This is a genomic window from Streptomyces sp. NPDC088915 (assembly GCF_044749825.1).
Lineage (GTDB): Bacteria > Actinomycetota > Actinomycetes > Streptomycetales > Streptomycetaceae > Streptomyces.
The window spans coordinates 237,002-258,648 of the sequence record NZ_JBIVIR010000003.1 but is presented as its reverse complement, the minus strand read 5'-3'; the positions used below and the strand labels follow the sequence as shown (position 1 = coordinate 258,648).

Below are 21,647 nucleotides of genomic sequence, written 5' to 3'. Positions count from 1 at the left end.
CCCGGGGCCCCTACGGCCCGGGGTCCTTTCAGGCCGCCTTCGCCGCCGCCTCCACCACCGCCGGAACCAGGCGGTCGTTCTCCGGCGCGCCCGGACCCGCCATGAAGGCGAAGCGGCGGCGGGCGTAGCTGTAGGCGAGGCCGGTGGACGGGTCCGCGAAGGCCTGGGAGCCGGGGGCGCCGCTGTGGCCGACCGCGCCCGCGCCCAGCGACGGGTAGCGGGTGGCGAGCGGGACGAAACCGAGCCCGAAGGCGTTCTCCGAGCCCGTGACGAGATCCGTGCCCGCCGAGTGGATCCGGGCGAACTCGGCCAGGGTGCCGGGGGCCAGGAGCGGGGGCCGGCCGTCCAGCTCCCCCGCGATCGCCGCGTACATCCGGGACAGGCCCCGGGCGGAGCCGACGCCGCCGCCGGAGAGCGGCGCCCGCGCCCGTACGGCACGGCTGTTGGCGTACGCGACGTCGTCGAACGGCGGGTCGGCGTGCAGGTCGAAGGCGACGGCGAGCAGGCTGTCGGGCGCGACCGGGTTCTCCGCGAGGAACGCCCGCTGCCCGGGGGTGGGGACCAGCGGCAGGGCCGTGCGGAAGCGGGGTTCGAGCTCCTCGGGCAGGCCCAGGTGGTAGTCGAGGGCGTACGGGGCGCGGACCCGCTCCTCGAACAGCTCCTGGACCGTCCGGCCGGTGGCGCGCAGGACCACCTCGCCGACCAGGGCGCCGATGACGAGGGCGTGGTAGCCGTGTCCGGTGTCCGGCTCCCAGAAGGGGCGCTGGCCCGCGAGGCGGGCGGCGGTCCTGCGGTCGTCGGCGAGCTCCTCCAGGGAGAGGCCGCCGTCCGCGCCGATCACCCCGGAGCGGTGGGCGAGGAGCTGGCGCAGGGTGATCTCCCCCTTGTCCTCGGCGGCGAACTCGGGCCACCAGGAGGCGACCGTGCGGTCGAGGTCCAGGACGCCGTCCTGGACGAGGAGGGCGGTGACCAGGGCCATGGCGCCCTTGGAGCAGGAGTAGAGGGCGAGCAGGGAGTCCCCGTCGACGCCGTCACCGCCCCAGAGGTCGACCACGAGGCGGCCGCGGTGGTGGACGGCGAGCTGCGCGCCGCCGTCCCGCGCCTCGTCCGCGGCGACCCCCGCGAACACCTCCCGTACGGACTCGAAACCGGGCTCCGCCGTGCCGTGGACGTGGACGTCGTTCATCGCGCCTCTTCCCCTGCGGGCCGCGTGCCGCCGCAGCCGTGGTCGTCTCTTCCGACCGTAACGGCCGCCACTGACAACGGAGTCGGCGCCCGGGCGGCCGGGGGCGGCGTCGGGGCGGCCGGGGGCGGGCCCGCGGGCCGGGGGCGTTGTCAGTGGCGGCCGTTAGCGTCGGCGGCATGGAATTCCGTATCGACAGCGCCGTGTTGACCGATGCCGTGGCCTGGGCCGCGCGCGTCCTGCCGGCCCGCTCCCCGATGCCCGTCCTCGGGGGCCTGCTCCTGGAGGCAACGGAGGACGGGCTGCGCGTCTCGGGGCTCGACCACGAGGCCTCGGCGCGGATCGAGGTCGAGGCCGAGACGGTCGCCGGGGGCCGGGCGCTGGTCCTGGGCCGGCGGCTGCTCGACATCTGCAAGGTGCTCCCCCGGGGCCGCGCCGAGCTCGCCGTGGAGGGCGCCCGCCTCTCGGTGACCTCGGGCGACGCCCGGTTCGGCCTCTCGCTGCTGCCGCTCGACGACTACCCGGCCCCGCCGCCGCTGCCCGAGGTGCTCGGTCTGGTCGACGGGGACGCCTTCGCGGCGGCGGTCGGCCAGGTGGCGGTGGCGGCGGGCCGGGACGACTCGCTGCCCGTCCTCACCGGGGTGCGGCTCTCCCTGGACGGGCCGGTCATGACCCTCGCCGCCACCGACCGCTACCGCTACGCCGTCCGCGCCCTGGAGTGGAAGCCCGGGGCCGGGGCGGAGGCGGCGGACGCCGACGTGGTCGTCCCGGCCCGGCGCCTGGCCGAGATCGCCCGCTCCCTCACCGGCGCGGGCCCGGCCCGGATCGCGCTCGACTCCGGGTCCCTGGGCTTCGAGAGCGGCGGCACGCGGACCACCACCCGGCTGCTCGACGGCCGGCTCCCCCGCCACGACAAGCTCTTCGCCCTCGGCGAGCACGCCCTCGCGGTCACCGAGCGGGCCCCGCTGACCGAGGCCGTGAAGCGGGTCGCGGTCGTCGCGGAGGGCGACAGCCCGGTCCAGCTGGCCTTCTCCCCCGCGGGCCTGCACCTGCGGGCGGGGTACGAGGACGACGTGGCGTCCCAGCGGCTGCCGGCCTCCCTCACCGGGGCGGACTCCCTGACGGTCGCCTTCAACCCCGGGTACCTCCTGGACGCCCTGACCGCCCTGGACAGCCCGGAGGTCCGCTTCCACCTCCTGGGCCCCGGCCAGCGGGCCCTGCTCACCGACGGCCCGGACCCGGTCCACCGCCATCTGCTGATGTCGGTGAAGCCGCTGGTCTGAGACCTGGACAGGCCCTAGAACCCGCCCCCGCCGTCGAAGCCGCCGCCCCCTCCGAAGTCCCCGCCGCCTCCGAAGCCGCCTCCGTCGAAGCCGCCCCCGCCGTCGGAGCCGCCGAAGTCGCCGGAGGAGAAGTCGCCGCCCTGGAAGTCGTCGCCGCCGTACTCGGAGGCGTAGGCCGGGGTGGAGAGCATGGAGCCGAGGACCGTGCCCATGAGGAGGCCGGGGAGCAGGCCGCCGCCGAAGTAGCCGCCGGCCCAGGGGCCGTAGGCGGGTCCCGCCTCCCAGTAGGGGCGGCGGCCGTACTCGGTGTCGACCGTGCGGACGGCGGGGTCGAGGCCGTCGTCCAGGCGGGCCGCGTCAGCGGCGCAGACCGGGACCTCGCGGGCGGCTCCGCCGGCCGGGGTCCAGAGCCGGTCCCCGGTGGAGGGACCGTGGCGCGGGTCGAAGAAGCAGGGGGCGCGCCGCTCGGGCAGCGGGCGGTGCTCGCGGCGGGCGGCCAGGACGGCGAGGGAAAAGCGGCCGTCCTCCAGCGCCTCGGTCACCCCGCGCACGTCGTGCGGGCGGGCGGCGGAGCCCATGAGGGACTTGGCCCGGTCGTAGGCGTCGAGGGCGCGCTCGTAGTCGCCGCGCATGGCGTCGTCGGCGCCGGCCTCGGCGGGGTGGAAGTCGAGGCGGTCGAGCTCCTCGCCGAAGGCGGTGATGTCCTCGTCGACGACGACCCGGAGCTTCTCCAGGGCGGCCCGCTCCTCGGCCTCCTTGCGGAGCCGGTTGCGGCGGACGACCGCGTAGGCGCCCGCGCCGCCCGCGACGACGACGCCGCCGAGGACGGCGAGTCCGGCGACCGGCACCCCGGAGTCGGAGCCGGCGGAGCCCCAGGAGGAGGGGGCGGAGCCGTGCAGGGCGGGCAGGGCCTGGTCCACGAAGGCGTTCAGCTCGGTGGCCGCGTCCACGCCCGGCGTACGGACGGAGGCGGCGAGGTTCCGGACGGCCGCCGGGGACATCACGCGGGGGTCGACCCCGGCGTCGAACCGGTCGCCGAGCCGTACGGCGTACAGGCCGGTGGCACCGGTCTGCGCCCGCAGGTTGTCGATGAGCCCCTGCGGCGGGAACTGGGCGTTCGCGGGCAGCACGGCCACGAAGAGCGGCTTGTCCGCGTCCTCGATCTTCCGCGCGAGGGCGTCCGCGTCGGCCTTGGAGAGCTGGCCGGCGGCGCCGGGGTCGACGTAGACCGGGCCCTGGCGCAGGGCGGCGGCCGCGTCGGACACGCCCGTGGCCCCGGCACCCGCGGCGGGCACCAGGACCAGGAGCAGCAGCAGAATCAACCCGCCGAGAGCCGCGGGGCGGGCGAGCGACCTGGTCCTCATACGTCGACGCTACCCGAACGGCGTCGAACAGAACATAAAAGACCAAAGGCGGCTATTCGGCGGGGTCGACTCCCGCCCTCAGCAGGCCGTAGGTGAAGGCGTCCTCCAGGGCCTGCCAGGAGGCGGCGATGACGTTCTCGCCGACGCCGACCGTGGACCAGTCGCCGTTGCCGTCGCTGGTGGTGACCAGGACCCGGGTGGTGGACTCGGTGCCGTGGCGGCCCTCCAGGATGCGGACCTTGTAGTCGGTCAGCTCGAACTTGGCGAGCTGCGGGTAGATCCGCTCCAGGCCGACCCGGATCGCCCGGTCGAGGGCGTTGACCGGGCCGTTGCCCTCGGCGGTGGCGACGATCCGCTCGCCCTTGGCCCAGAGCTTCACGGTGGCCTCGTTGGCGTGGGTGCCGTCGGGGCGGTCCTCGACGATCGCCCGCCAGGACTCCGTACGGAAGTAGCGGCGGGCCCGGCCCTCGGCCTCCTCGCGCAGGAGCAGCTCGAAGGAGGCGTCGGCGGCCTCGTACGTGTAGCCCCGGAGTTCGCGCTCCTTGACCCGCTCGACGACCCGGGCGACGAGCGCCCGGTCGCCGCCGAGGTCGACGCCCAGCTCCTTGCCCTTGAGCTCGATGGAGGCGCGGCCGGCCATGTCGGAGACCAGCATCCGCATGGTGTTGCCGACCAGCTCGGGGTCGATGTGCTGGTAGAGGTCGGGGTCGACCTTGATCGCGGAGGCGTGCAGTCCGGCCTTGTGGGCGAAGGCGGAGACGCCCACGTACGGCTGGTGGGTGGAGGGGGTGAGGTTGACGACCTCGGCGATGGCGTGCGAGATCCGGGTCATCTCGGCGAGGGCGCCCTCGGGCAGCACCCGCTTGCCGTACTTGAGCTCCAGGGCCGCGACGACGGGGAAGAGGTTGGCGTTGCCGACCCGCTCGCCGTAGCCGTTGGCGGTGCACTGGACGTGGGTGGCGCCCGCGTCGACGGCGGCGAGGGTGTTGGCGACGGCGCAGCCGGTGTCGTCCTGGGCGTGGATGCCGAGGCGGGCGCCGGTGTCGGCGATGACGGTGGCGACGACGGCCTGGACCTGGGCGGGGAGCATGCCGCCGTTGGTGTCGCAGAGGACGACGACGTCGGCGCCGGCCTCGTGGGCGGCGCGGACGACGGCCTTGGCGTAGTCCGGGTTCGCCTTGTAACCGTCGAAGAAGTGCTCGCAGTCGACGAAGACGCGGCGGCCCTGCCCGCGCAGGTGGGAGACGGTGTCGCGGACCATCTCCAGGTTCTCTTCGAGGGTGGTGCGCAGGGCCAGTTCGACGTGCCGGTCGTGCGACTTGGCGACCAGGACGACGACCGGGGCGCCGGAGTCGAGGAGGGCCTTGACCTGCGGGTCCTCGGCGGCGGTGCCGCCGGCCCTGCGGGTGGCGCCGAAGGCGACGAGCTGCGCGTTCTTGAACGCGATCTCCTGGCGGGCGCGGGCGAAGAACTCCGTGTCGCGGGGGTTGGCGCCGGGCCAGCCGCCCTCGATGAAGCCGACGCCGAAGTCGTCGAGGTGCCGGGCGATGGTCAGCTTGTCCGCGACGGTGAGGTTGATGCCCTCGCGCTGCGCCCCGTCGCGCAGCGTCGTGTCGAAGACGTGGAAACTGTCGTCGAGGGGTGAGGCCTCGGCGTTCTCCGTGGTCATGGCTGTCATGGCTCCTGTCGGATGTGGCTCCGGAAGGTCTGGCTCCACTTGCCCCCATTCTCGCGCCGCCTCCGTCTCCGGCGTGGGTGGGGCCGGAAAACGAAAAAACCCCTCGCGGGTGCGAGAGGTCTGCGCGCGGGTCTGGGGCACGGTGTCCGCCTGCGTGGGGGTCGTTCCACGCCTCAGCGGCCACTGCGGACCGGCGCGCCGCTGCCGATAATCATCGTGGTAGCAGGCACGCCGGAAGTCTGGCACAGGTGGCCGCCCCGCGGGGCGGGGATCTCACGATACGGGCAGGCTGTCCGGTTTCCGTCCGGTCGCGGCGCCGTCGCCGCCCTTCCCCACCCGGCCGAGGTCGATGTCGCGGGTCTCGCGCATCGTGAGGTAGACGACCAGGGAGACGGCCGCGCAGCCGGCCACGTACCAGGAGAAGCCCGACTCGATCCCGGCGTCCTTGAACCAGAGGGCCACGTATTCGGCGGTGCCGCCGAAGAGGGCGTTGGCGACGGCGTACGGGAGGGCGACGCCGAGGGCGCGGACGCCGGTGGGGAAGAGCTCGGCCTTCACGCAGGCGTTGATCGAGGTGTAGCCGGTGACGACGAGGAGCGCGAGGAGGGAGAGGCCGAGGGCCGGCCAGAAGGAGCCCGCGTGCCGGAGCATCGCCATGATCGGCACGGTGAGGAGGGTGGAGCCGACCGCGAAGGTGATGAGGAGGGGGCGGCGCCCGATCCGGTCGGAGAGCCGGCCGGCGAGCGGCTGGAGGCAGGCGAAGACGATCAGGGCGCAGAAGGAGACCAGGGTGGCGGTCCGCTTGGGGAGCCCGGCGGAGTTCGAGAGGTACTTGGTGAGGTAGGTGGTGTACGTGTAGTACGCCACGGTCCCGCCCATGGTGAGCGCGACGACGAGGAAGGCCTCGCGCCGGTGCGCCCAGAGGGCCCTGAGGGTGCCCTGCTGTCCCCGCTCGACGCCGTCGCCCGCGGACTCCTCGTAGACCTCGGTCTCCAGCATGGTGCGGCGCAGGTAGAAGACGACGGCCGCGCCGAGGGCGCCGACGACGAAGGGGATCCGCCAGCCCCAGGAGTGCAGGGCCGCGTCGGAGAGGGTCTGCTGGAGCAGGAGCAGCAGGCCGAGGCCGAGGACCTGGCCGGCGGTCATCGACACGTACTGGAAGCTGGAGGCGAAGCCGCGGTGCTCGGGGGCGGAGGCCTCGGTGAGGTAGGTGGCGCTGGCCGCGTACTCGCCGCCGACGGAGAGGCCCTGGAGGAGGCGGGCGGCCAGGAGGACGGCGGCGCCGCCGTACCCGGCGACGGCGTAGGTGGGGGCGACGGCGATGAGGACGGCGGAGGCCGACATCAGGGTGACGGTGAGGGTGAGGGCCGCCTTGCGGCCCCTGCGGTCGCCGACGCGGCCGAGGAGCCAGCCGCCGACCGGGCGCATGAAGAAGCCGACGGCGAAGATGCCGGCGGTGTTCATGAGTTTGGCGGTGTCGTCGCCCTCGGGGAAGAACGCCCCCGCGAAGTAGGGGGCGAAGCTCGCGTACACGAACCAGTCGAACCACTCGACCATGTTGCCGGCGGAGCCGACCCAGATCTTCTTCCAGTGCTCTCGTCCCATGGGCAGGAACCGTGCCGGAGCACCGGCCCGGGCAACAAGGGTGCCGGGGACAACGATCCTGTGTACTTGCGTGCGTTACGGTCGCGCGAGCAGGTCCTGTTCGACGAACTCCCGTACGTGTTCGAGGACGTGGCCCCGTCCCGTGCCGGGGATGCCGACGGCGACGTGCACGCTGAAGCCGTCGAGCAGGGCGCGCATCCGGGTGGCGAACCGGTCCGGGTCGACCGGCCGGAACTCGCCGCGCGACACGCCCTCGGCCAGGATCGCGACCAGGTCCCGGTGCCAGGCGCCCTCGATGGCGGCCTGGCGGGCGCGGGCGTCGCCGTCGGCGTTCTGCGAGCGGTTCCAGACCTCCAGCCAGAGCGTCCAGTGCGGGTCGCGGGGCCCCTCGGGCACGTACACGTCCACGTACCCGTCGAGCCGTTCGCGGACGGTCCCGGGCCGGGAGAGCAGGGCGCCGCGCCGGGCCCCGAGCCGTCCCTCGCTCCACTCCAGGGTCTGGAGCAGCAGCTCGTCCTTGGTGCGGAAGTAGTACAGCAGGTGCCCGCTGCTCATCCCGACCTGCCGCCCGAGCCCGGCCATGGTGAGCCCGTCGAGCCCGCGCTCGGCGATGGTCCCCATGGCGGCGGCGAGCACCTCCTCGCGGGGAGGCGCGGCCTGGTTGCGGCGACGGGGGTGGGACGGCGGGCTGCTGCTCTGACTCACTCGTACGTTCTACCCGATGACCGGCCCGGGAGGTCCGGCCGTCAGACCTTCGGCTGCTGCTGGGTGATGCAGTGGATGCCGCCCCCGGCCGCGAAGATCGTGCGGGCGTCGACCAGGACGACCTCGCGGTCGGGGAAGAGCCGGCGGAAGATCTCGGCGGCGAGTTCGTCGTGGGGGTCGTCGAAGGCGCAGAGGACCACGGCGCCGTTGCACAGGTAGTGGTTGATGTACGAGTAGTCGACCCAGTCGCCCTCCTCGTCCTTGAGGACGGTGGGGGCCGGGACCTCGATGACCTCCAGGGGGCGGCCCCGGGCGTCGGTGGCGGCGCGCAGGATGCCGGCGTGCATCCGGGAGCGCTCGTAGTCGGGGTGGGCCGGGTCCTGCTGGCTGTGGACGAGGACGGTGCCGGGGCGGGCGAAGGCGGCGACGATGTCGACGTGGCCCTGGGTGCCGTACGTGCCGTAGTCGGCGGTGAGGCCGTGCGGGAGCCAGATCGCCTTCGTGGTGCCCAGCCTGGCGTGGATCTCGGCCTCGACCTGCTCACGGGTCCATCCGGGGTTGCGGCCGGAGCCGAGCTGGACGGTGTCGGTGAGGAGGACGGTGCCCTCGCCGTCGACGTGGATCGCGCCGCCCTCGTTGACCAGGGGGCTGCTCACGACGGGGACGCCGGCCACGTCCGCGACGTGGCGGGCGATCTTGGAGTCGTGCTCCCAGCGGGCCCAGTCCTGGGCGCCCCAGCCGTTGAACACCCAGTCCACGGCGGCCAGTCCGGTGCCGTCCGTGACGAAGGTCGGGCCGATGTCCCGCATCCAGGCGTCGTCGAGGTCGCGCTCGACGAGGTCGACGTCCTCGCCGAGGAGCGCGCGGGCGCCCTCCGCGTCGCCGGGGGCCACGACCATGGTGACCGGCTCGAAGCGGCGGACGGCGCGGGCCACCGAGGCCCAGGCGGCGCGGGCGGCGGCCAGCTCCTCGTCGTCGGTGAAGGTGGGGTTGGGGCCGGGCCAGGCCATCCAGGTGCGCTCGTGCGGCGTCCACTCGGCGGGCATGCGGTACGTCATGATCAGCGGGTCCTAGAGGAAGTAGAGGCGGTTGAGGGAGACGGACTCGACCGCCTCGGAGCGGATCGGGGAGCCGTCGAGCGAGACGAGGCCGGTCCGGTCGTCGACCTGGACGTCGCCGACGCGGGAGTTGAGCCGCAGGTCGGCCGGGCCGATGCCGCGCGTGCCGCGCACGGGGACGCGCCGGCGGCGGGTCGGCATGCGGTCGGCGCCGAGGTCGACGGCGGCCTGGGCGACGAACGCCACGGAGATGTCGGCGGCGGTGGCGCCGTGGGCGCCGAACTGCGGGCCGAGGACGAGCGGTTCGCAGGTGTCGGTGGCGGCGTTGGGATCGCCCACGACCCCGTACGCGGGGAAGCCCGCCTTGAGCACCAGCTGCGGCTTGGCGCCGAAGAACTCGGGCCGCCACAGCACGATGTCGGCGAGCTTGCCGGCCTCGATCGAGCCGATCTCGTGCGCGAGGCCGTGGGCGATCGCCGGGTTGATGGTCAGCTTGGCCATGTAGCGCAGGACGCGCGCGTTGTCGTCGTGCGCGCCGTCGCCCTCCAGGGGGCCCAGCTCGGCCTTCATCTTCCCGGCCATGGCGAAGGTCCGGCGTACGGTCTCGCCGGCCCTTCCCATCCCCTGCGCGTCGGAGGAGGTGATCCCGATCGCGCCGAGGTCGTGCAGGACGTCCTCCGCGCCCATCGTCCCGGCCCGGATCCGGTCGCGCGCCATGGCGGCGTCGCCGGGGAGGTCGGTCTTCAGGTCGTGGACGGAGACGATCATCCCGTAGTGCTCGGCGACCGCGTCGCGGCCGAAGGGCAGGGTGGGGTTGGTGGAGGAGCCGATGACGTTCGGCACGCCCGCCATCTTCAGGACGTTGGGGACGTGTCCGCCGCCGCAGCCCTCGATGTGGAAGGCGTGGATCGTGCGCCCCTCCAGGACGCGCAGGGTGTCCTCCACCGACAGGCACTCGTTGAGGCCGTCGCTGTGCAGGGCGACCTGCACGTCGTGCTCCTCGGCGACCCGCAGGGCGGTGTCCAGGGCGCGGGTGTGGGCGCCCATGTCCTCGTGGACCTTGAAGCCGGACGCGCCGCCCTCGGCGAGCGCCTCGACCAGGGGGGCGCCGTCGGAGGACGAGCCGCGGGCGAGGAAGCCGATGTTGACGGGCCAGGCGTCGAAGGCGTTGAAGGCGTGCTTCAGGGCCCAGGGGGAGTTGACGCCGACGCCCCAGACGGGGCCGAACTCCTGGCCGATGACGGTGGTGACGCCGGAGGCCAGGGAGGCCTCCATGATCCGGGGCGAGAGGAGGTGGACGTGGGTGTCGACGGCTCCGGCGGTGGCGATGAGGCCCTCGCCGGAGACGATCGAGGTGCCGGTGCCGACGACGACGTCGACGCCGTCGAGGGTGTCGGGGTTGCCGGCCCGGCCGATCGCGTGGATCCGGCCCTCGCGGATGCCGATCGACACCTTGCGGATGCCCTGGACGGCGTCGATGACCAGGACGTTGCTGATGACGACGTCGCAGGTGTCGCGGACGGCGGCGGCCTTGAGGTGGAGTCCGTCGCGGGCGGTCTTGCCGAAGCCGGCGAGGAACTCGTCGCCCGGCTTCTGGGAGTCCGACTCGACCCGGACGACGAGGCCGGAGTCGCCCAGGACGACGCGGTCGCCGGCGCGGGGGCCGTGCACGGAGGCGTACTCGTAGGGGTCCATCAGCTGTCCCCGCCCTTCTCGTCGGTCTTCTCGCCGGCCTTCTCGTCCACCGGGACCCCCAGGTAGCCGCAGGCCGCCGCGCGCCGCAGGGCCTCCTCCTTCGCGCCGGGCGCGTCCAGGGGGCCGTCGACCAGGCCCGCGAAGCCGATGGCGACGCGGGCGCCGCCGATCGGCACGAGTCCGACCTCGGCCGCGCCGCCCGGGTCGAAGCGGAAGGACGCGCCGGCCGGGATGGCGAGCCGCATGCCGTAGGCGGCGGCCCGGTCGAAGTCCAGGCGCGGGTTGACCTCGAAGAAGTGGAAGTGGGAGGTGACGCTGACGGGGACGGTCGCGGTGTTCCGTACGGGGAGGGTGAGCGCGGGCTCGGTCTCCGGGTGGGCGGGTCCCGGCCGCAGCGCGCCGGGCGCGTCCGGGCCGAGGCCGCCCCCGCCGATCGGGTCGGAGACCACCGCCAGGCGGGAGCCGTCGTCGAAGACGGCCTCGACGTGGATCTCGGTGACCACGTCGGCGACGCCGGGGAGGACGTCGTCGGGGCCGAGGACCGAGCGGGCGGCCTCGATCGCCTCGGCGAGTCGCTTGCCGTCGCGGGCGGCCTCGCAGACCGTGTCCGCGACGAGCGCGGTCGCCTCGGGCACGTTGAGCCGCAGTCCGCGGGCCCGGCGGGCCCGGGCGAGCTCGGCGGCGCCGAAGAGCAGCAGCCGGTCGCGTTCCGTGGGGGTCAGTCGCACGTCCCAAACACCTCCTGTTTGAGCGACACTCTAAATGTTGAGACGCGCTGTTCCAAGCATTGACGCGGGGTACGGGCACAGGTCACATTGAGCGCCACTCTAAAAGCCGCCCGCCAGCCCCCTCTCTCAGCTCTCTCCCTCCCCCTCTCAGCTCTCTCCCCCCTCCCCTCTCAGCTCCCCAGGAGGCGCCATGCCGATAGAACAGCGCGGAGTCGACACCATCCCCGAGGCCGAACGGACCAGCGGCCCCCGCGACCTCGTCTCGATCCTGCTCGGCTCCAACCTCTGCCTGGGGGTGATCGTCTTCGGCTGGCTCCCCGTCTCCTTCGGCCTGGGCCTGTGGGCCTCGGTGACCTCCGTCGTCACCGGCACCCTCGTCGGGGTCGCGGTCACCGCCCCGCTCGCGCTGGTCTCCCTCCGCACCGCGACCAACCTCTCCACCTCCTCCGGCGCCTTCTTCGGCGTCCGCGGCCGGCTCGTCGGCTCGGTGGTGGGGCTGCTGCTCTCGCTCGGCTACACCGCCCTGACCCTCTGGATCGGCGGCGACGTCGTGGTGGGGACCCTCGCCCGGCTGACCGGTCTGCCCACGGGCGGCGCCGCCCACGCCGTCGTCTACGCGCTGCTCGCCGCCTGCACGGTGGTCGGCGCGGTGTACGGCTACCGGCTGCTGCTGCGGCTGAGCAAGGCGCTCGCGGTCGGCATGACCGTGCTCCTCGCCGTCGGCCTGGCCGCGTACGCCGGGGACTTCACGACGGCGGCGGTGCCGGACACCCCGTACCTCCTGGGCTCCTTCTGGCCGACCTGGCTGCTCTCGGCGGTGGCGGCGGGGCTCAGCGGGCCGGTCGCCTTCATCACCCTGCTCGGCGACTACACGCGGTACGTCTCCCCCGAGCGGTACGGCACGCGGACCGTGTGGCGGGCGACCTGTCTGGGGCTGGTCGTGGGCCTGCTCGTCCCGCAGCTCTTCGGCACGTACACGGCGCTCGCGGCCCGCGGGGCGCTCGACTACGCCGGTCCGCTCGTCGCCGCCTCGCCCGGCTGGTACCTGGCGCCGCTGCTCGTCGCGGCCACGGCCGGCACCGTCGGCAACGCCGGTCTGATGCTGTACTCCATGGGGCTCGACCTGGACGCGATCCTGCCCCGGGCCACCCGGGCGCGCGCCACCCTCGTGGTCGCGGCGGTGGCCACGGCCTTCGTCTTCCTGGGCCACTTCGCCTCGGACGCGCAGACGGCGATGACCTCGTTCGTGCTGCTGCTCACCGCGATCGGCACCCCGTGGGCGGTGATCACCCTGATCGGGCACGCGCGCTGCGGGGGCGTCTACGACCCGGAGGCGCTCCAGGTCTACAACCGGCGCTCGCGCGGCGGGATCTACTGGTACGCGGCGGGCTGGCACCCGCGCGCCACCGCCTCCTGGGCGATCGGCGCGGCGGTCGGCCTGGCCGCGGTGTCGACGCCGCTCTACGAGGGGCCGCTGCTCGCCCTGACGGGCGGGGTCGACTGCAGCTTCGTGCTCTCGGGGATCGTGGGCGGCGCGCTGTACGCCGTACTGACGCCGAACGGGGCCCCCGGGACCGTGACGGCCCCGGAGACCCCGCTGCGGGTGGAGTCGTAAGGGCTAGCCCAGCTCGTGCATCCAGCCGTGGGTGTCCGCGGCCCGGCCGGTCTGGACGGCGAGGAGCGCCTCGCGCAGCTTCATCGTGACCGCGCCGGGCTCGCCGCCCGACTGGGTCCACTCGCCGCGCTCGGACTTGACCGTGCCGACCGGGGTGATGACGGCGGCGGTGCCGCAGGCGAAGACCTCGGTCAGGGTGCCGTTCTCGCTGTCGGCCTGCCACTGGTCGATGGAGACGCGGCCCTCCTCGGCCTCCAGGCCCAGGTCGGCGGCGAGCTTGAGCAGGGAGTCGCGGGTGATGCCGGCGAGCAGCGAGCCGGTGAGGGTGGGGGTGACGATCTTGTTGCCGTACACGAAGTACAGGTTCATGCCGCCGAGCTCCTCGACCCACTTGTGCTCGACGGCGTCGAGGTAGGCGACCTGGTCGCAGCCCTTGGCCGCCGCCTCGGCCTGCGCGAGCAGGGAGGCCGCGTAGTTGCCGCCGGTCTTGGCGTCGCCGACGCCGCCGGGGACCGCGCGGACGCGGTTCTCGGAGAGCCAGATGGAGACGGGCTTCACGCCGCCGGGGAAGTACGGGCCGGCCGGGGAGGCGATGACGACGAAGAGGTACTCGTTCGCCGGGCGGACGCCCAGGCCGACCTCGGTCGCGATCATGAACGGGCGCAGGTAGAGCGAGGCCTCGCCGCCGTGCTCCGGGACCCACGCCTTGTCGTGCTGGACGAGGACGTCACAGGCCTCGACGAAGGTCTCGACGGGCAGCTCGGGCATGGCCAGGCGGCGGGCGGAGGCCTGGAAGCGGCGGGCGTTGGCGTCGGGACGGAAGCTGGCGACCGAGCCGTCGGGGCGGCGGTAGGCCTTCAGGCCCTCGAAGATCTCCTGCGCGTAGTGCAGGACGTTGGTGGCCGGGTCGAGCGCGAGCGGGCCGTACGGGACGAGCTGGGCGTCGTGCCAGCCGCGGCCCTCGGTCCACCGGATGGTGACCATGTGGTCGGTGAAGTGGCGGCCGAATCCCGGGTTGGCCAGGATCGCCTCGCGCTCCGCGTCGGACAGCGGGCTGGAGGAGGGCTTGAGCTCGATCGTGGGCGTCGTCATGAGTGCGTGTCCTTCACCGGTCGTGTGGGGAGGACCGCGCGCGTACGCCGCCGTCGGAGACGTTCGTCCCCGGCGGGGTGGACGTCCGGGCATGCCCGCATGCCGCGGCCCCACGTTCGATTATCGCTCGCGGGGACCGGTGCGGGAAACGGGTGTGCGCGGTCCGGGAGGGAAGAGGGGTGCGCTCCCGGTGGCCGCGCAGGAGACAGCCGCCGGGCGCTGTGCGACCCGGCGGCTGTCTGGTGTCAGTCGGCGCGGGTCAGCTCGCTACTCGCGCGGCGAGCGCGTCGCCGATCTCGTCCGTGGTGCGGACGGCGTCGCCGCGCTCGGTGAGGTCGGCGGCGACGGCCTCCTCGACGCGGACGGCCTCGGTCTCGTAACCGAGGTGGCGCAGGAGGAGGGCGACGGAGAGGACGGTGGCCGTGGGGTCGGCCTTGCCCTGGCCCGCGATGTCCGGCGCGGAGCCGTGGACCGGCTCGAACATGGACGGGAAGGCGCCGCTCGGGTTGATGTTGCCCGAGGCGGCGACGCCGATGCCGCCGGAGACGGCCGCGGCGAGGTCGGTGATGATGTCGCCGAAGAGGTTGTCGGTGACGATCACGTCGAAGCGGGCCGGGTCTGTGACGAGGAAGATCGTCGCGGCGTCGACGTGCAGGTAGTCGGTGGTGACCTCGGGGAACTCCGCGGCCACGCGGTGGAAGGTGTCCGTCCACAGGTGGCCGGCGAAGGTCAGCACGTTGTTCTTGTGGACCAGCGTGAGCTTCTTGCGCGGGCGGGCCTGGGCGCGGGCGAAGGCGTCCCGGACCACGCGCTCGACGCCGAAGGCGGTGTTGACCGAGACCTCGGTGGCGACCTCGTGCGGGGTGCCCTTGCGGATGGTGCCGCCGTTGCCGGTGTACGGGCCCTCGGTGCCCTCGCGGACCACGACGAAGTCGATCTCGGGCTGGCCGGCGAGCGGGGTGGCGACGCCGGGGAGCAGCTTCGAGGGCCGCAGGTTCACGTGGTGGTCGAAGGCGAAGCGGAGCTTCAGGAGGAAGCCGCGCTCCAGGACGCCGGAGGGCACCGACGGGTCGCCGATGGCACCGAGCAGGATGGCGTCGTGCTTCTTGAGGGAGTCGAGGTCGGCGTCGGTGAGGGTCTCACCGGTGGCGTGGTAGCGCTTGGCGCCGAAGTCGTACTCCTCGGTCTCCAGCTTCACGTCCCGGGGAAGGACGGCCGAGAGGACCTTGAGGCCCTGGGCCACGACCTCCTGGCCGATGCCGTCGCCGGGGATGACTGCGAGATCGATGCTGTGAGACATGTCGGCACCCTACTGGTCGTCCCATCGTCTGACACGTCACGTCCACCATGTGGACGAACGTCCGAGGGGGGAGCGCTTGGTTCAGTGGCCGGTGGAGCCGCCGTTGTCACGGCGGTCGAGGGCGCGCTGGAGGGCGGCGGCGGCGTTCTGGCGGGCCTCGTCGGCGGGACGGGCGGCGGAGTGGCGGACGCGGCGGGCGGCCTGGGCGGCGATGGGGGCCATGGGGATCGACTCCTCGAGATCAGTGGTGATCCGGCGTACGGAGATCTGCGACGTACGGGACCGGTGGCGATCCGCGACCGGTGACGGCCGGGGAACGGTGGAGGTCGGCGACGTGCGGGGATCAGTGGTGATCGAAGGCGCCGGAAGGGGCGGGGAGCGCCGCCGCGGGGGTTGCCCGCACGAGGCGTCGCGCTCTCGACCGCCATTCGCTGATGAAGCGAGACGTTCGGCTCCTACAAAGCTAGGGCAGGGCGCCGCATCTGTCTCCACAATTACTCGGACTTCCTACTATCTGAGACGGCGGGGCACCGAGGGTCGCCCCGCGACGGCCCGCGACTCCGATACGCCCCCTTGAGTCGGCACACCCACCTAGGTTGTCTTCCTACCTAGGTAGTGGTGGAATGTGCCCATGGCCGCAGACCGCAGATCCAGCTGGCTCAAGGGAGTCCTCGACCTGCTCGTCCTCTCCTGCCTGACCGACGGCGAGAGTTACGGGTACGAGATCGCGAAGGCGCTCGCCGGGGCGGGCCTGGGCGAGATCAAGGGCGGGACGCTCTATCCCGTGCTGAACCGCCTGGAGGAGGCCGGTCTGGTGGAGGCCGAGTTCCGCGCCGCCGAGCGCGGGCCGGGCCGCCGCTACTACCGGCTCACCGGGCCGGGCCGGGAGCACCTGGCGGCCGAGGGCGCGGCCTGGAGCGAGTTCCACCGGGCCGTACGGACGCGACTGCACGCAGGGGGAGCAGCACCATGACCACCGACGCCTACTTCGAGGAACTGACGGGCGCGCTGCGCGCGGCGGACGTGCCCGGGGAGCAGATCGACCGGACCGTCGCCGAGCTGCGCGGGCACCTCGCGGAGACAGGGACCGCGCCGGAGGAGGAGTTCGGGCCCGCCGCGCGGTTCGCGGCCCGGCTCGGCGGGCTCGCCCCGGCCCCCGGGGAGCCGGACGGGGCGGCGGAGCACTGGACGTGGACCGCGGACCTCTTCAACGACCGCCGGATGCTGGCCGTCCACGGGGACCAGGGGTGGGAGGTGGAGTCCCTGGACGCGGTCGGCCGGTTCGTCTGCCGCCGGACGCCGGGGGCCGCGCTCGCCTGGGAGTACCGGCGCGAGGTGATCACGGACCGCCGCCGCGCGCAGGTCCTGGAGGAGCTGGAGCCGGAGGGCTGGGAGCTCTGCGGCGAGTGGCTGACGTACGGCTACTTCAAGCGCCCGAAGGCGGCGACCACGGGGCCCGAAGGGCGCCTGGAGGTGCTGCCGGCCCGCCCGCACGGGTGGCTGTTCCTCAGCCGCCGGGGCAAAGCGCTGCTGGTGGTCTGGGCGATCGCCGTCCTCGCCTGCCTGACGGTGGCCCTGAGCGGCCTCGGACTGCCGGGCTGCACGATCGCGCTGTTCGGCTTCAGCTACGCGATCAGCATGACGTACATGACGAAGAAGGGGACGGAGAAGGGCCGGGTCCACGCGGACCGCGCGGCGACGGGGAACGACGGGAGCTGACGCCCCTCTCCCCCTGACGCCCCCTCCCCCTGACACCCCTTTCCCCCTGACACCCCTCTCCCCCTCTTAGGTCACGTCGCCGTCCCGCCAGTCGAAGACGAGCGGGACGGCGGGGTCCGGCAGGGACCCCGTGCCCGCCGGGCGCAGGAAGACGCCCCCCTCCTCCTCCGGGAGGTGGACGATCCCGTCGGGCGTGAGCGCCTCGACGCGCCCCTCCCAGAGCTGCCAGCCGCGCCCCCGGTAGAGGGCGGCGCCCGCGTCCGAGGCGGCGAGCGCCCCGAAGGCGTACGCCCCGTCGATCACGCGCTCCAGCTCGGCCATGACCGCCCCGCCGAGTCCCTCGCGGCGCAGGTCGGCCCGGACGGCGACCCCCTCCACGTACCCGACGCGGTGCGAGCGCCCCCCGTGGAGCAGCCGGCGCATGACGACGGCGCCGTGGGCGGCGATCCCCCGCCCGTCCTCGATCCAGGCGTGGAGGCCGCCGAGGGTGTGGTCCCAGTCCTCGTCGTCGAAGTTCCCCTCGAAGGCGAGGTCGAGCATCTCGCGTACGGAGCGGAGCCGGGCGGCTCCGAGTTCATGGGTGGGCGCGGTCCTCACGGTCATGCGCCTCACCCTTCCACACCCGCCTAACTATCGAAAGTGAATTGACAGGTTACTCCCGGCCTGCTGGAATCACCCCGTCGACACCTAACCATTCATTCGCTTGCAAGGGGTTAGAAGATGTCCGTACTGCCGACCCACCACCGCACCGTCACCGTCCGCGGGCACGAGATCGCCTACCGGGAGGCGGGCCCGGCCGACGCCCCCGCGCTGCTCCTGCTGCACGGCTTCCCGACCAGCTCGCACATGTTCCGCGACCTGATCCCGCTGCTGGCCGACCGCTACCACCTGATCGCCCCCGACCACCTGGGCTTCGGCCGCAGCGCCGCGCCCTCCGCCGACGACTTCGCCTACTCCTTCGCCGAACTGGCGTCGCTCACCGCCGAGTTCACGGAGGCCGTCGGCCTGGACCGGTTCGCGCTCTACGTCCAGGACTACGGCGCCCCCATCGGCCTCCGGCTCGCCCTCGCCCACCCCGAGCGGATCACCGCGATCGTCACCCAGAACGGCAACGCGTACGAGGAGGGGCTCGGCGCCGAGGCCTGGGCCCCGGTCCTCGCCCTGATCGAGGAGCGCACCCCGGAGACCGAGGAGCCGGTCCGCGCCATCCGCTCCCTCGACGGCATCCGGTGGCAGTACGAGACGGGCGTCCCCGCCGAGTACCGCGATCTCCTCAGCCCCGACGCCTGGCACCACGACGCCGCCCTGATGGCCCGCGAGGGCCAGGACGGCGTCCAGCTGGCCCTGATCACCGACTACGGCTCCAACTTCGCCCTCTACCCGGCCTTCCAGGAGTACTTCCGCACCTCCCGGGTCCCCCTCCTCGCCGTCTGGGGCGAGGGCGACCAGGTCTTCGTCCCGGCGGGCGCCGAGGCCTTCCGCCGCGACCTCCCGGACGCCGAGGTCCACCTCCTGCCCACCGGCCACTTCGCCCTGGAGACCCACGCGCCGCGGATCGCCGCGCTGATCGACGGCTTCCTCGCGCGGCGCGTCCTCGTCAGGCCGTAGCCTTCTCCAGGTCGCGGGCCATGCGCTCCACCCAGTCGGTGAAGCCCTCCCGGTGGCGGCCGTCACCCTCGATCAGGGCCGCGACCTGCGCGTCCGTGAGCCGGTCGGGTCCCGACCCGGTCAGCAACCGGTGCAGCTCCTTCATCAGGGACGTCATCCGCAACGCGTCGAGGTGCTCGATCGCGTCGACCCCGTGTCCGGGGCCGAGGGTCGTCGAACCGGGCATGTCGTGCCTCCTCACCGATCCCCCTCCCAGCAGCGTAAGCCTCCCGCAGGAGAACCGCCCCCGACCTCGGTTGGGGGACCGGGGTCGGGGGCGGTGTCGGGGGCCTGCCCGGAGGGGCAGGGGCTGTCCCGGGGGGGGGACAGCGGCCGCTCGCGCGGCGGGCGGGCGTCAGCCCATGTGCGGGTAGCCGTACTCGGTCGGCGGGACCAGCGTCTCCTTGATCGCGCGGGTCAGCGTCCAGCGCATCAGGTTCTGCGGGGCGCCGGCCTTGTCGTCGGTGCCGGAGGCGCGGCCGCCGCCGAAGGGCTGCTGGCCGACGACGGCGCCGGTCGACTTGTCGTTGATGTAGAAGTTGCCCGCGGCGTAGCGGAGCTTCTCCATCGTGTACGCGGCGGCGGCGCGGTCGTTGGCGATGACCGAGCCGGTGAGCGCGTAGTCCGAGACCGACTCCATCTGGGTCAGCATCTCGTCGTACTTGTCGTCCTCATAGACATGGACGGCGAGGATCGGACCGAAGTACTCGGTCGTGAAGACCTCGTTCTCCGGGTCGGTGCACTCGATGACGGTCGGACGGACGAAGTAGCCGACCGAGTCGTCGTAGGTGCCGCCCGCGACGATCGTGCACGCCGGGTCGGACTTGGCGCGGTCGATCGCCGCCTTGTTCTTGGCGAACGAGCGGTCGTCGATGACGGCGCCGATGAAGTTCGACAGGTCGGTGACGTCACCCATGGTGATGCCGTCGACCTCGGCCGCGAACTCCTCCTTGAAGCCGTCGTTCCAGATCGAGGCCGGGACGTACGCGCGCGAGGACGCGGAGCACTTCTGGCCCTGGTACTCGAAGGAGCCGCGGGTCAGCGCGGTCTTCAGGACGGCGCGGTCGGCGCTGGGGTGGGCGACGACGAAGTCCTTGCCGCCGGTCTCGCCGACGATCCGCGGGTACGAGCGGTAGTTCTCGATGTTGTTGCCGACCGTCTTCCACAGGTGCTGGAAGGTCTTGGTCGAGCCGGTGAAGTGGATGCCGGCCAGGTCGCGGTGGTTCAGGGCCACCTCGGAGACGGCGATGCCGTCGCCGGTCACCAGGTTGATGACGCCCTTGGGCAGGCCGGCCTCCTCCAGGAGCTCCATGAGGAGCACGGCGGCGTGGGTCTGCGTCGGGGACGGCTTCCAGACCACCACGTTGCCCATGAGGGCGGGGGCGGTGGGCAGGTTGCCCGCGATGGCCGTGAAGTTGAACGGCGTGATCGCGTAGACGAAGCCCTCCAGCGGGCGGTGGTCCAGGCGGTTCCAGACGCCCGGCGAGTTGGCCGGGGGCTGCTCGGCCAGGATCTGGCGGGCGTACGCCACGTTGAAGCGCCAGAAGTCGACGAGCTCGCACGGGGTGTCGATCTCGGCCTGCTGGGCGGTCTTGGACTGGCCGAGCATGGTGGACGCGGCCAGCGTCTCGCGCCACGGACCGGCGAGCAGCTCGGCGGCGCGCAGGATGATCGCGGCGCGGTCGTCGAAGGACATCGCGCGCCAGGCCGGGGCGGCGGCCAGGGCGGCGTCGATCGCGTCCTGGGCGTCCTGCTGCGTGGCGCCCCGGAAGGTGCCGATGACGGCCCGGTGGTTGTGCGGCTGGACGACCTCGAACTCCTCGCCGCCGCCCAGGCGCTTCACGCCGCCGATGGTCATCGGCAGCTCGCGCGGGTTCTCGGCCAGCTCCTTGAGCTTGAGCTCCAGACGGGCGCGCTCGGGGGAGCCGGGGGCGTAGCCGTGCACCGGCTCGTTGACGGGAGTGGGGACCTGGGTCACAGCGTCCATGAGTCTCTGTACTCCTTCGGAGGGGTGGTGGGGCTCAGCCCTTGGTGAGGATGGAGCGGACGAAGAAGAGGAGGTTGGCCGGCTTCTCCGCCAGGCGGCGCATGAAGTAGCCGTACCAGTCGGTGCCGTACGCGGTGTAGACGCGCATGCGGTGCCCCTCGGCGGCGAGGCGGTTCTGCTCCTCGCTCCGGATGCCGTACAGCATCTGGAACTCGTACTCGTCCGGCTTGCGCCCGGCGCGGCGGGCCAGCTCCTGGCCGACGGAGATCAGGCGCGGGTCGTGGGACCCGATCATCGGGTAGCCCTTGCCCTCCATCAGGATCTTCATGATCCGGACGTACGCCTTGTCGATCTCCGGCTTGTCCTGGATCGCGACGGAGGCGGGCTCCTTGTAGGCGCCCTTCACGATCCGGACGCGGGAGCCGTTCGCGGCGAGGCGGCGGGCGTCGTCCTCGGTGCGGAAGAGGTACGCCTGGATGACGCAGCCGGTCTGCGGGAAGTCCTTCCGCAGCTCCTCGTGGATGGCGAACATCGAGTCGAGGGTGGTGTGGTCCTCGGCGTCCAGGGTGACGGTGGTGCCGATCTCGGCGGCGGCCTCGACGACCGGCCGGACGTTGGCGAGCGCCAGCTCGTGCCCGTTGTCGAGCGACTGGCCGAACATCGACAGCTTCACGGACATCTCGGCGCGCTCGCCGAGGCCCAGCTCCTTCAGGCGGCCGATCAGCTCCAGGTAGGCGTCCCGGGCGGCGTGCGACTGCTCGACGGTGGTGATGTCCTCGCCGACGACATCGAGGGTGACCTCCAGGCCGCGCTCGCTCAGCTCCCGCACGATCGGGACGACGTCGTCCACGGTCTCGCCGGCGATGAAGCGTGCCACGACCTGCTTGGTCCCGGGCGCGGCCGACACGAAACGGCGCATCTTGTCGCTGCGCGACGCGGCGAGGATCACGGGACCCAGCACGGGGCACCTCCAGAGGGCAAGGGTAGA

At 73.1% G+C, this 21,647-nt stretch carries 20 protein-coding genes; 5 read left to right on the top strand and 15 right to left on the bottom strand.

Features of this window, described 5'->3' with window-relative positions; genetic code table 11:
• Positions 1-28: 28 nt before the first annotated feature.
• A complete protein-coding gene (locus ACIP5O_RS07780) occupies positions 29-1,186 on the bottom strand; it encodes a serine hydrolase domain-containing protein (RefSeq protein WP_401289834.1) in 1,158 nt (385 codons plus the stop codon).
• A gap of 176 nt (positions 1,187-1,362) precedes the next feature.
• Here ACIP5O_RS07780 and dnaN point away from each other — a divergent pair, with 176 nt between their 5' ends.
• A complete protein-coding gene (gene dnaN / locus ACIP5O_RS07775; protein ID WP_401289832.1) occupies positions 1,363-2,466 on the top strand; it encodes a DNA polymerase III subunit beta in 1,104 nt (367 codons plus the stop codon).
• 14 nt (positions 2,467-2,480) lie between these two features.
• On the opposite strand, the gene ACIP5O_RS07770 is transcribed toward dnaN, so the two are convergent.
• From ACIP5O_RS07770 to ureA, 7 genes are all read right to left on the bottom strand, one after another.
• Positions 2,481-3,830 carry a hypothetical protein gene (locus ACIP5O_RS07770; protein WP_401289830.1) on the bottom strand — a complete coding sequence of 450 codons (1,350 nt, stop codon included), beginning with the start codon at positions 3,828-3,830 and terminating at the stop codon, positions 2,481-2,483.
• Between the two features lie 52 nt (positions 3,831-3,882).
• Complete coding sequence (gene cimA / locus ACIP5O_RS07765) at positions 3,883-5,499, bottom strand: citramalate synthase (RefSeq protein WP_401289828.1); 1,617 nt, start codon at positions 5,497-5,499, stop codon at positions 3,883-3,885.
• Positions 5,500-5,781: 282 nt separating this feature from the next.
• Positions 5,782-7,113, bottom strand: coding sequence for an MFS transporter (locus ACIP5O_RS07760; protein WP_401289826.1), 1,332 nt, complete (start codon positions 7,111-7,113; stop codon positions 5,782-5,784).
• A 75-nt stretch (positions 7,114-7,188) separates the two neighbouring features.
• The gene (locus tag ACIP5O_RS07755) at positions 7,189-7,734 is read right to left on the bottom strand and encodes a TetR/AcrR family transcriptional regulator (protein WP_401290182.1); all 546 of its coding nucleotides are present in this window, start codon (positions 7,732-7,734) and stop codon (positions 7,189-7,191) included.
• 125 nt (positions 7,735-7,859) lie between these two features.
• A complete protein-coding gene (locus ACIP5O_RS07750) occupies positions 7,860-8,876 on the bottom strand; it encodes an agmatine/peptidylarginine deiminase (protein WP_401289823.1) in 1,017 nt (338 codons plus the stop codon).
• Positions 8,877-8,888: 12 nt separating this feature from the next.
• Positions 8,889-10,571, bottom strand: coding sequence for an urease subunit alpha (locus tag ACIP5O_RS07745; protein WP_401289821.1), 1,683 nt, complete (start codon positions 10,569-10,571; stop codon positions 8,889-8,891).
• A complete protein-coding gene (gene ureA / locus ACIP5O_RS07740; protein WP_401289820.1) occupies positions 10,571-11,299 on the bottom strand; it encodes an urease subunit gamma in 729 nt (242 codons plus the stop codon). The genes ACIP5O_RS07745 and ureA overlap by 1 nt, the downstream gene beginning before the upstream one ends.
• Positions 11,300-11,489: 190 nt before the next feature.
• On the opposite strand from ureA, the gene ACIP5O_RS07735 reads away from it, so the two are divergent.
• The gene (locus ACIP5O_RS07735; RefSeq protein WP_401289818.1) at positions 11,490-12,914 is read left to right on the top strand and encodes a cytosine permease; all 1,425 of its coding nucleotides are present in this window, start codon (positions 11,490-11,492) and stop codon (positions 12,912-12,914) included.
• A gap of 3 nt (positions 12,915-12,917) precedes the next feature.
• On the opposite strand, the gene ACIP5O_RS07730 is transcribed toward ACIP5O_RS07735, so the two are convergent.
• The 3 genes from ACIP5O_RS07730 to ACIP5O_RS07720 form a co-directional block, all read right to left on the bottom strand.
• Positions 12,918-14,006: a branched-chain amino acid aminotransferase gene (locus ACIP5O_RS07730; protein ID WP_401289816.1), complete on the bottom strand. Its 1,089-nt coding sequence runs from the start codon at positions 14,004-14,006 to the stop codon at positions 12,918-12,920.
• Between the two features lie 259 nt (positions 14,007-14,265).
• Positions 14,266-15,306, bottom strand: a complete 1,041-nt coding sequence (locus ACIP5O_RS07725) for a 3-isopropylmalate dehydrogenase (protein WP_401289813.1) — start codon at positions 15,304-15,306, stop codon at positions 14,266-14,268.
• An 81-nt stretch (positions 15,307-15,387) separates the two neighbouring features.
• The gene (locus tag ACIP5O_RS07720) at positions 15,388-15,528 is read right to left on the bottom strand and encodes a hypothetical protein (RefSeq protein ID WP_356548324.1); all 141 of its coding nucleotides are present in this window, start codon (positions 15,526-15,528) and stop codon (positions 15,388-15,390) included.
• Positions 15,529-15,937: 409 nt separating this feature from the next.
• On the opposite strand from ACIP5O_RS07720, the gene ACIP5O_RS07715 reads away from it, so the two are divergent.
• Together ACIP5O_RS07715 and ACIP5O_RS07710 are read left to right on the top strand one after the other, a co-directional pair.
• Positions 15,938-16,279: a PadR family transcriptional regulator gene (locus tag ACIP5O_RS07715; protein ID WP_383433645.1), complete on the top strand. Its 342-nt coding sequence runs from the start codon at positions 15,938-15,940 to the stop codon at positions 16,277-16,279.
• Positions 16,276-17,025: a hypothetical protein gene (locus ACIP5O_RS07710; RefSeq protein ID WP_401289811.1), complete on the top strand. Its 750-nt coding sequence runs from the start codon at positions 16,276-16,278 to the stop codon at positions 17,023-17,025. Before ACIP5O_RS07715 ends, ACIP5O_RS07710 begins: the two co-directional genes overlap by 4 nt.
• Positions 17,026-17,091: 66 nt before the next feature.
• Here the strand turns inward: ACIP5O_RS07710 and ACIP5O_RS07705 are convergent, their stop codons facing one another.
• The gene (locus tag ACIP5O_RS07705; protein WP_401289809.1) at positions 17,092-17,628 is read right to left on the bottom strand and encodes a GNAT family N-acetyltransferase; all 537 of its coding nucleotides are present in this window, start codon (positions 17,626-17,628) and stop codon (positions 17,092-17,094) included.
• 117 nt (positions 17,629-17,745) lie between these two features.
• On the opposite strand from ACIP5O_RS07705, the gene ACIP5O_RS07700 reads away from it, so the two are divergent.
• Positions 17,746-18,633, top strand: a complete 888-nt coding sequence (locus ACIP5O_RS07700) for an alpha/beta fold hydrolase (protein WP_401289807.1) — start codon at positions 17,746-17,748, stop codon at positions 18,631-18,633.
• Here the strand turns inward: ACIP5O_RS07700 and ACIP5O_RS07695 are convergent.
• The 3 genes from ACIP5O_RS07695 to ACIP5O_RS07685 form a co-directional block, all read right to left on the bottom strand.
• Positions 18,623-18,859 (bottom strand): hypothetical protein, encoded by a 237-nt coding sequence (locus ACIP5O_RS07695; RefSeq protein ID WP_401289805.1) that lies wholly within the window; start codon positions 18,857-18,859, stop codon positions 18,623-18,625. The two genes, ACIP5O_RS07700 and ACIP5O_RS07695, sit on opposite strands and share 11 nt — an antisense overlap.
• 168 nt (positions 18,860-19,027) lie before the next feature.
• Positions 19,028-20,659, bottom strand: coding sequence for an L-glutamate gamma-semialdehyde dehydrogenase (gene pruA, locus ACIP5O_RS07690; RefSeq protein ID WP_401289803.1), 1,632 nt, complete (start codon positions 20,657-20,659; stop codon positions 19,028-19,030).
• A 34-nt stretch (positions 20,660-20,693) separates the two neighbouring features.
• Positions 20,694-21,620: a proline dehydrogenase family protein gene (locus ACIP5O_RS07685; protein WP_401289800.1), complete on the bottom strand. Its 927-nt coding sequence runs from the start codon at positions 21,618-21,620 to the stop codon at positions 20,694-20,696.
• Positions 21,621-21,647: the final 27 nt, after the last annotated feature.

Coding starts and splice junctions, on each gene's coding strand:
- ACIP5O_RS07745 (WP_401289821.1), bottom strand. CDS start 10,571: ATGGACCCCTACGAGTACGCCTCCGTGCACGGCCCCCGCGCCGGCGAC.
- pruA (WP_401289803.1), bottom strand. CDS start 20,659: ATGGACGCTGTGACCCAGGTCCCCACTCCCGTCAACGAGCCGGTGCAC.
- ACIP5O_RS07715 (WP_383433645.1), top strand. CDS start 15,938: ATGGCCGCAGACCGCAGATCCAGCTGGCTCAAGGGAGTCCTCGACCTG.
- ACIP5O_RS07760 (WP_401289826.1), bottom strand. CDS start 7,113: ATGGGACGAGAGCACTGGAAGAAGATCTGGGTCGGCTCCGCCGGCAAC.
- ACIP5O_RS07725 (WP_401289813.1), bottom strand. CDS start 15,306: ATGTCTCACAGCATCGATCTCGCAGTCATCCCCGGCGACGGCATCGGC.
- dnaN (WP_401289832.1), top strand. CDS start 1,363: ATGGAATTCCGTATCGACAGCGCCGTGTTGACCGATGCCGTGGCCTGG.
- ACIP5O_RS07705 (WP_401289809.1), bottom strand. CDS start 17,628: ATGACCGTGAGGACCGCGCCCACCCATGAACTCGGAGCCGCCCGGCTC.
- ACIP5O_RS07735 (WP_401289818.1), top strand. CDS start 11,490: ATGCCGATAGAACAGCGCGGAGTCGACACCATCCCCGAGGCCGAACGG.
- ACIP5O_RS07710 (WP_401289811.1), top strand. CDS start 16,276: ATGACCACCGACGCCTACTTCGAGGAACTGACGGGCGCGCTGCGCGCG.
- cimA (WP_401289828.1), bottom strand. CDS start 5,499: ATGACCACGGAGAACGCCGAGGCCTCACCCCTCGACGACAGTTTCCAC.
- ACIP5O_RS07730 (WP_401289816.1), bottom strand. CDS start 14,006: ATGACGACGCCCACGATCGAGCTCAAGCCCTCCTCCAGCCCGCTGTCC.
- ACIP5O_RS07695 (WP_401289805.1), bottom strand. CDS start 18,859: ATGCCCGGTTCGACGACCCTCGGCCCCGGACACGGGGTCGACGCGATC.
- ACIP5O_RS07750 (WP_401289823.1), bottom strand. CDS start 8,876: ATGACGTACCGCATGCCCGCCGAGTGGACGCCGCACGAGCGCACCTGG.
- ACIP5O_RS07780 (WP_401289834.1), bottom strand. CDS start 1,186: ATGAACGACGTCCACGTCCACGGCACGGCGGAGCCCGGTTTCGAGTCC.
- ACIP5O_RS07720 (WP_356548324.1), bottom strand. CDS start 15,528: ATGGCCCCCATCGCCGCCCAGGCCGCCCGCCGCGTCCGCCACTCCGCC.
- ACIP5O_RS07770 (WP_401289830.1), bottom strand. CDS start 3,830: ATGAGGACCAGGTCGCTCGCCCGCCCCGCGGCTCTCGGCGGGTTGATT.
- ACIP5O_RS07755 (WP_401290182.1), bottom strand. CDS start 7,734: ATGGGGACCATCGCCGAGCGCGGGCTCGACGGGCTCACCATGGCCGGG.
- ACIP5O_RS07700 (WP_401289807.1), top strand. CDS start 17,746: ATGTCCGTACTGCCGACCCACCACCGCACCGTCACCGTCCGCGGGCAC.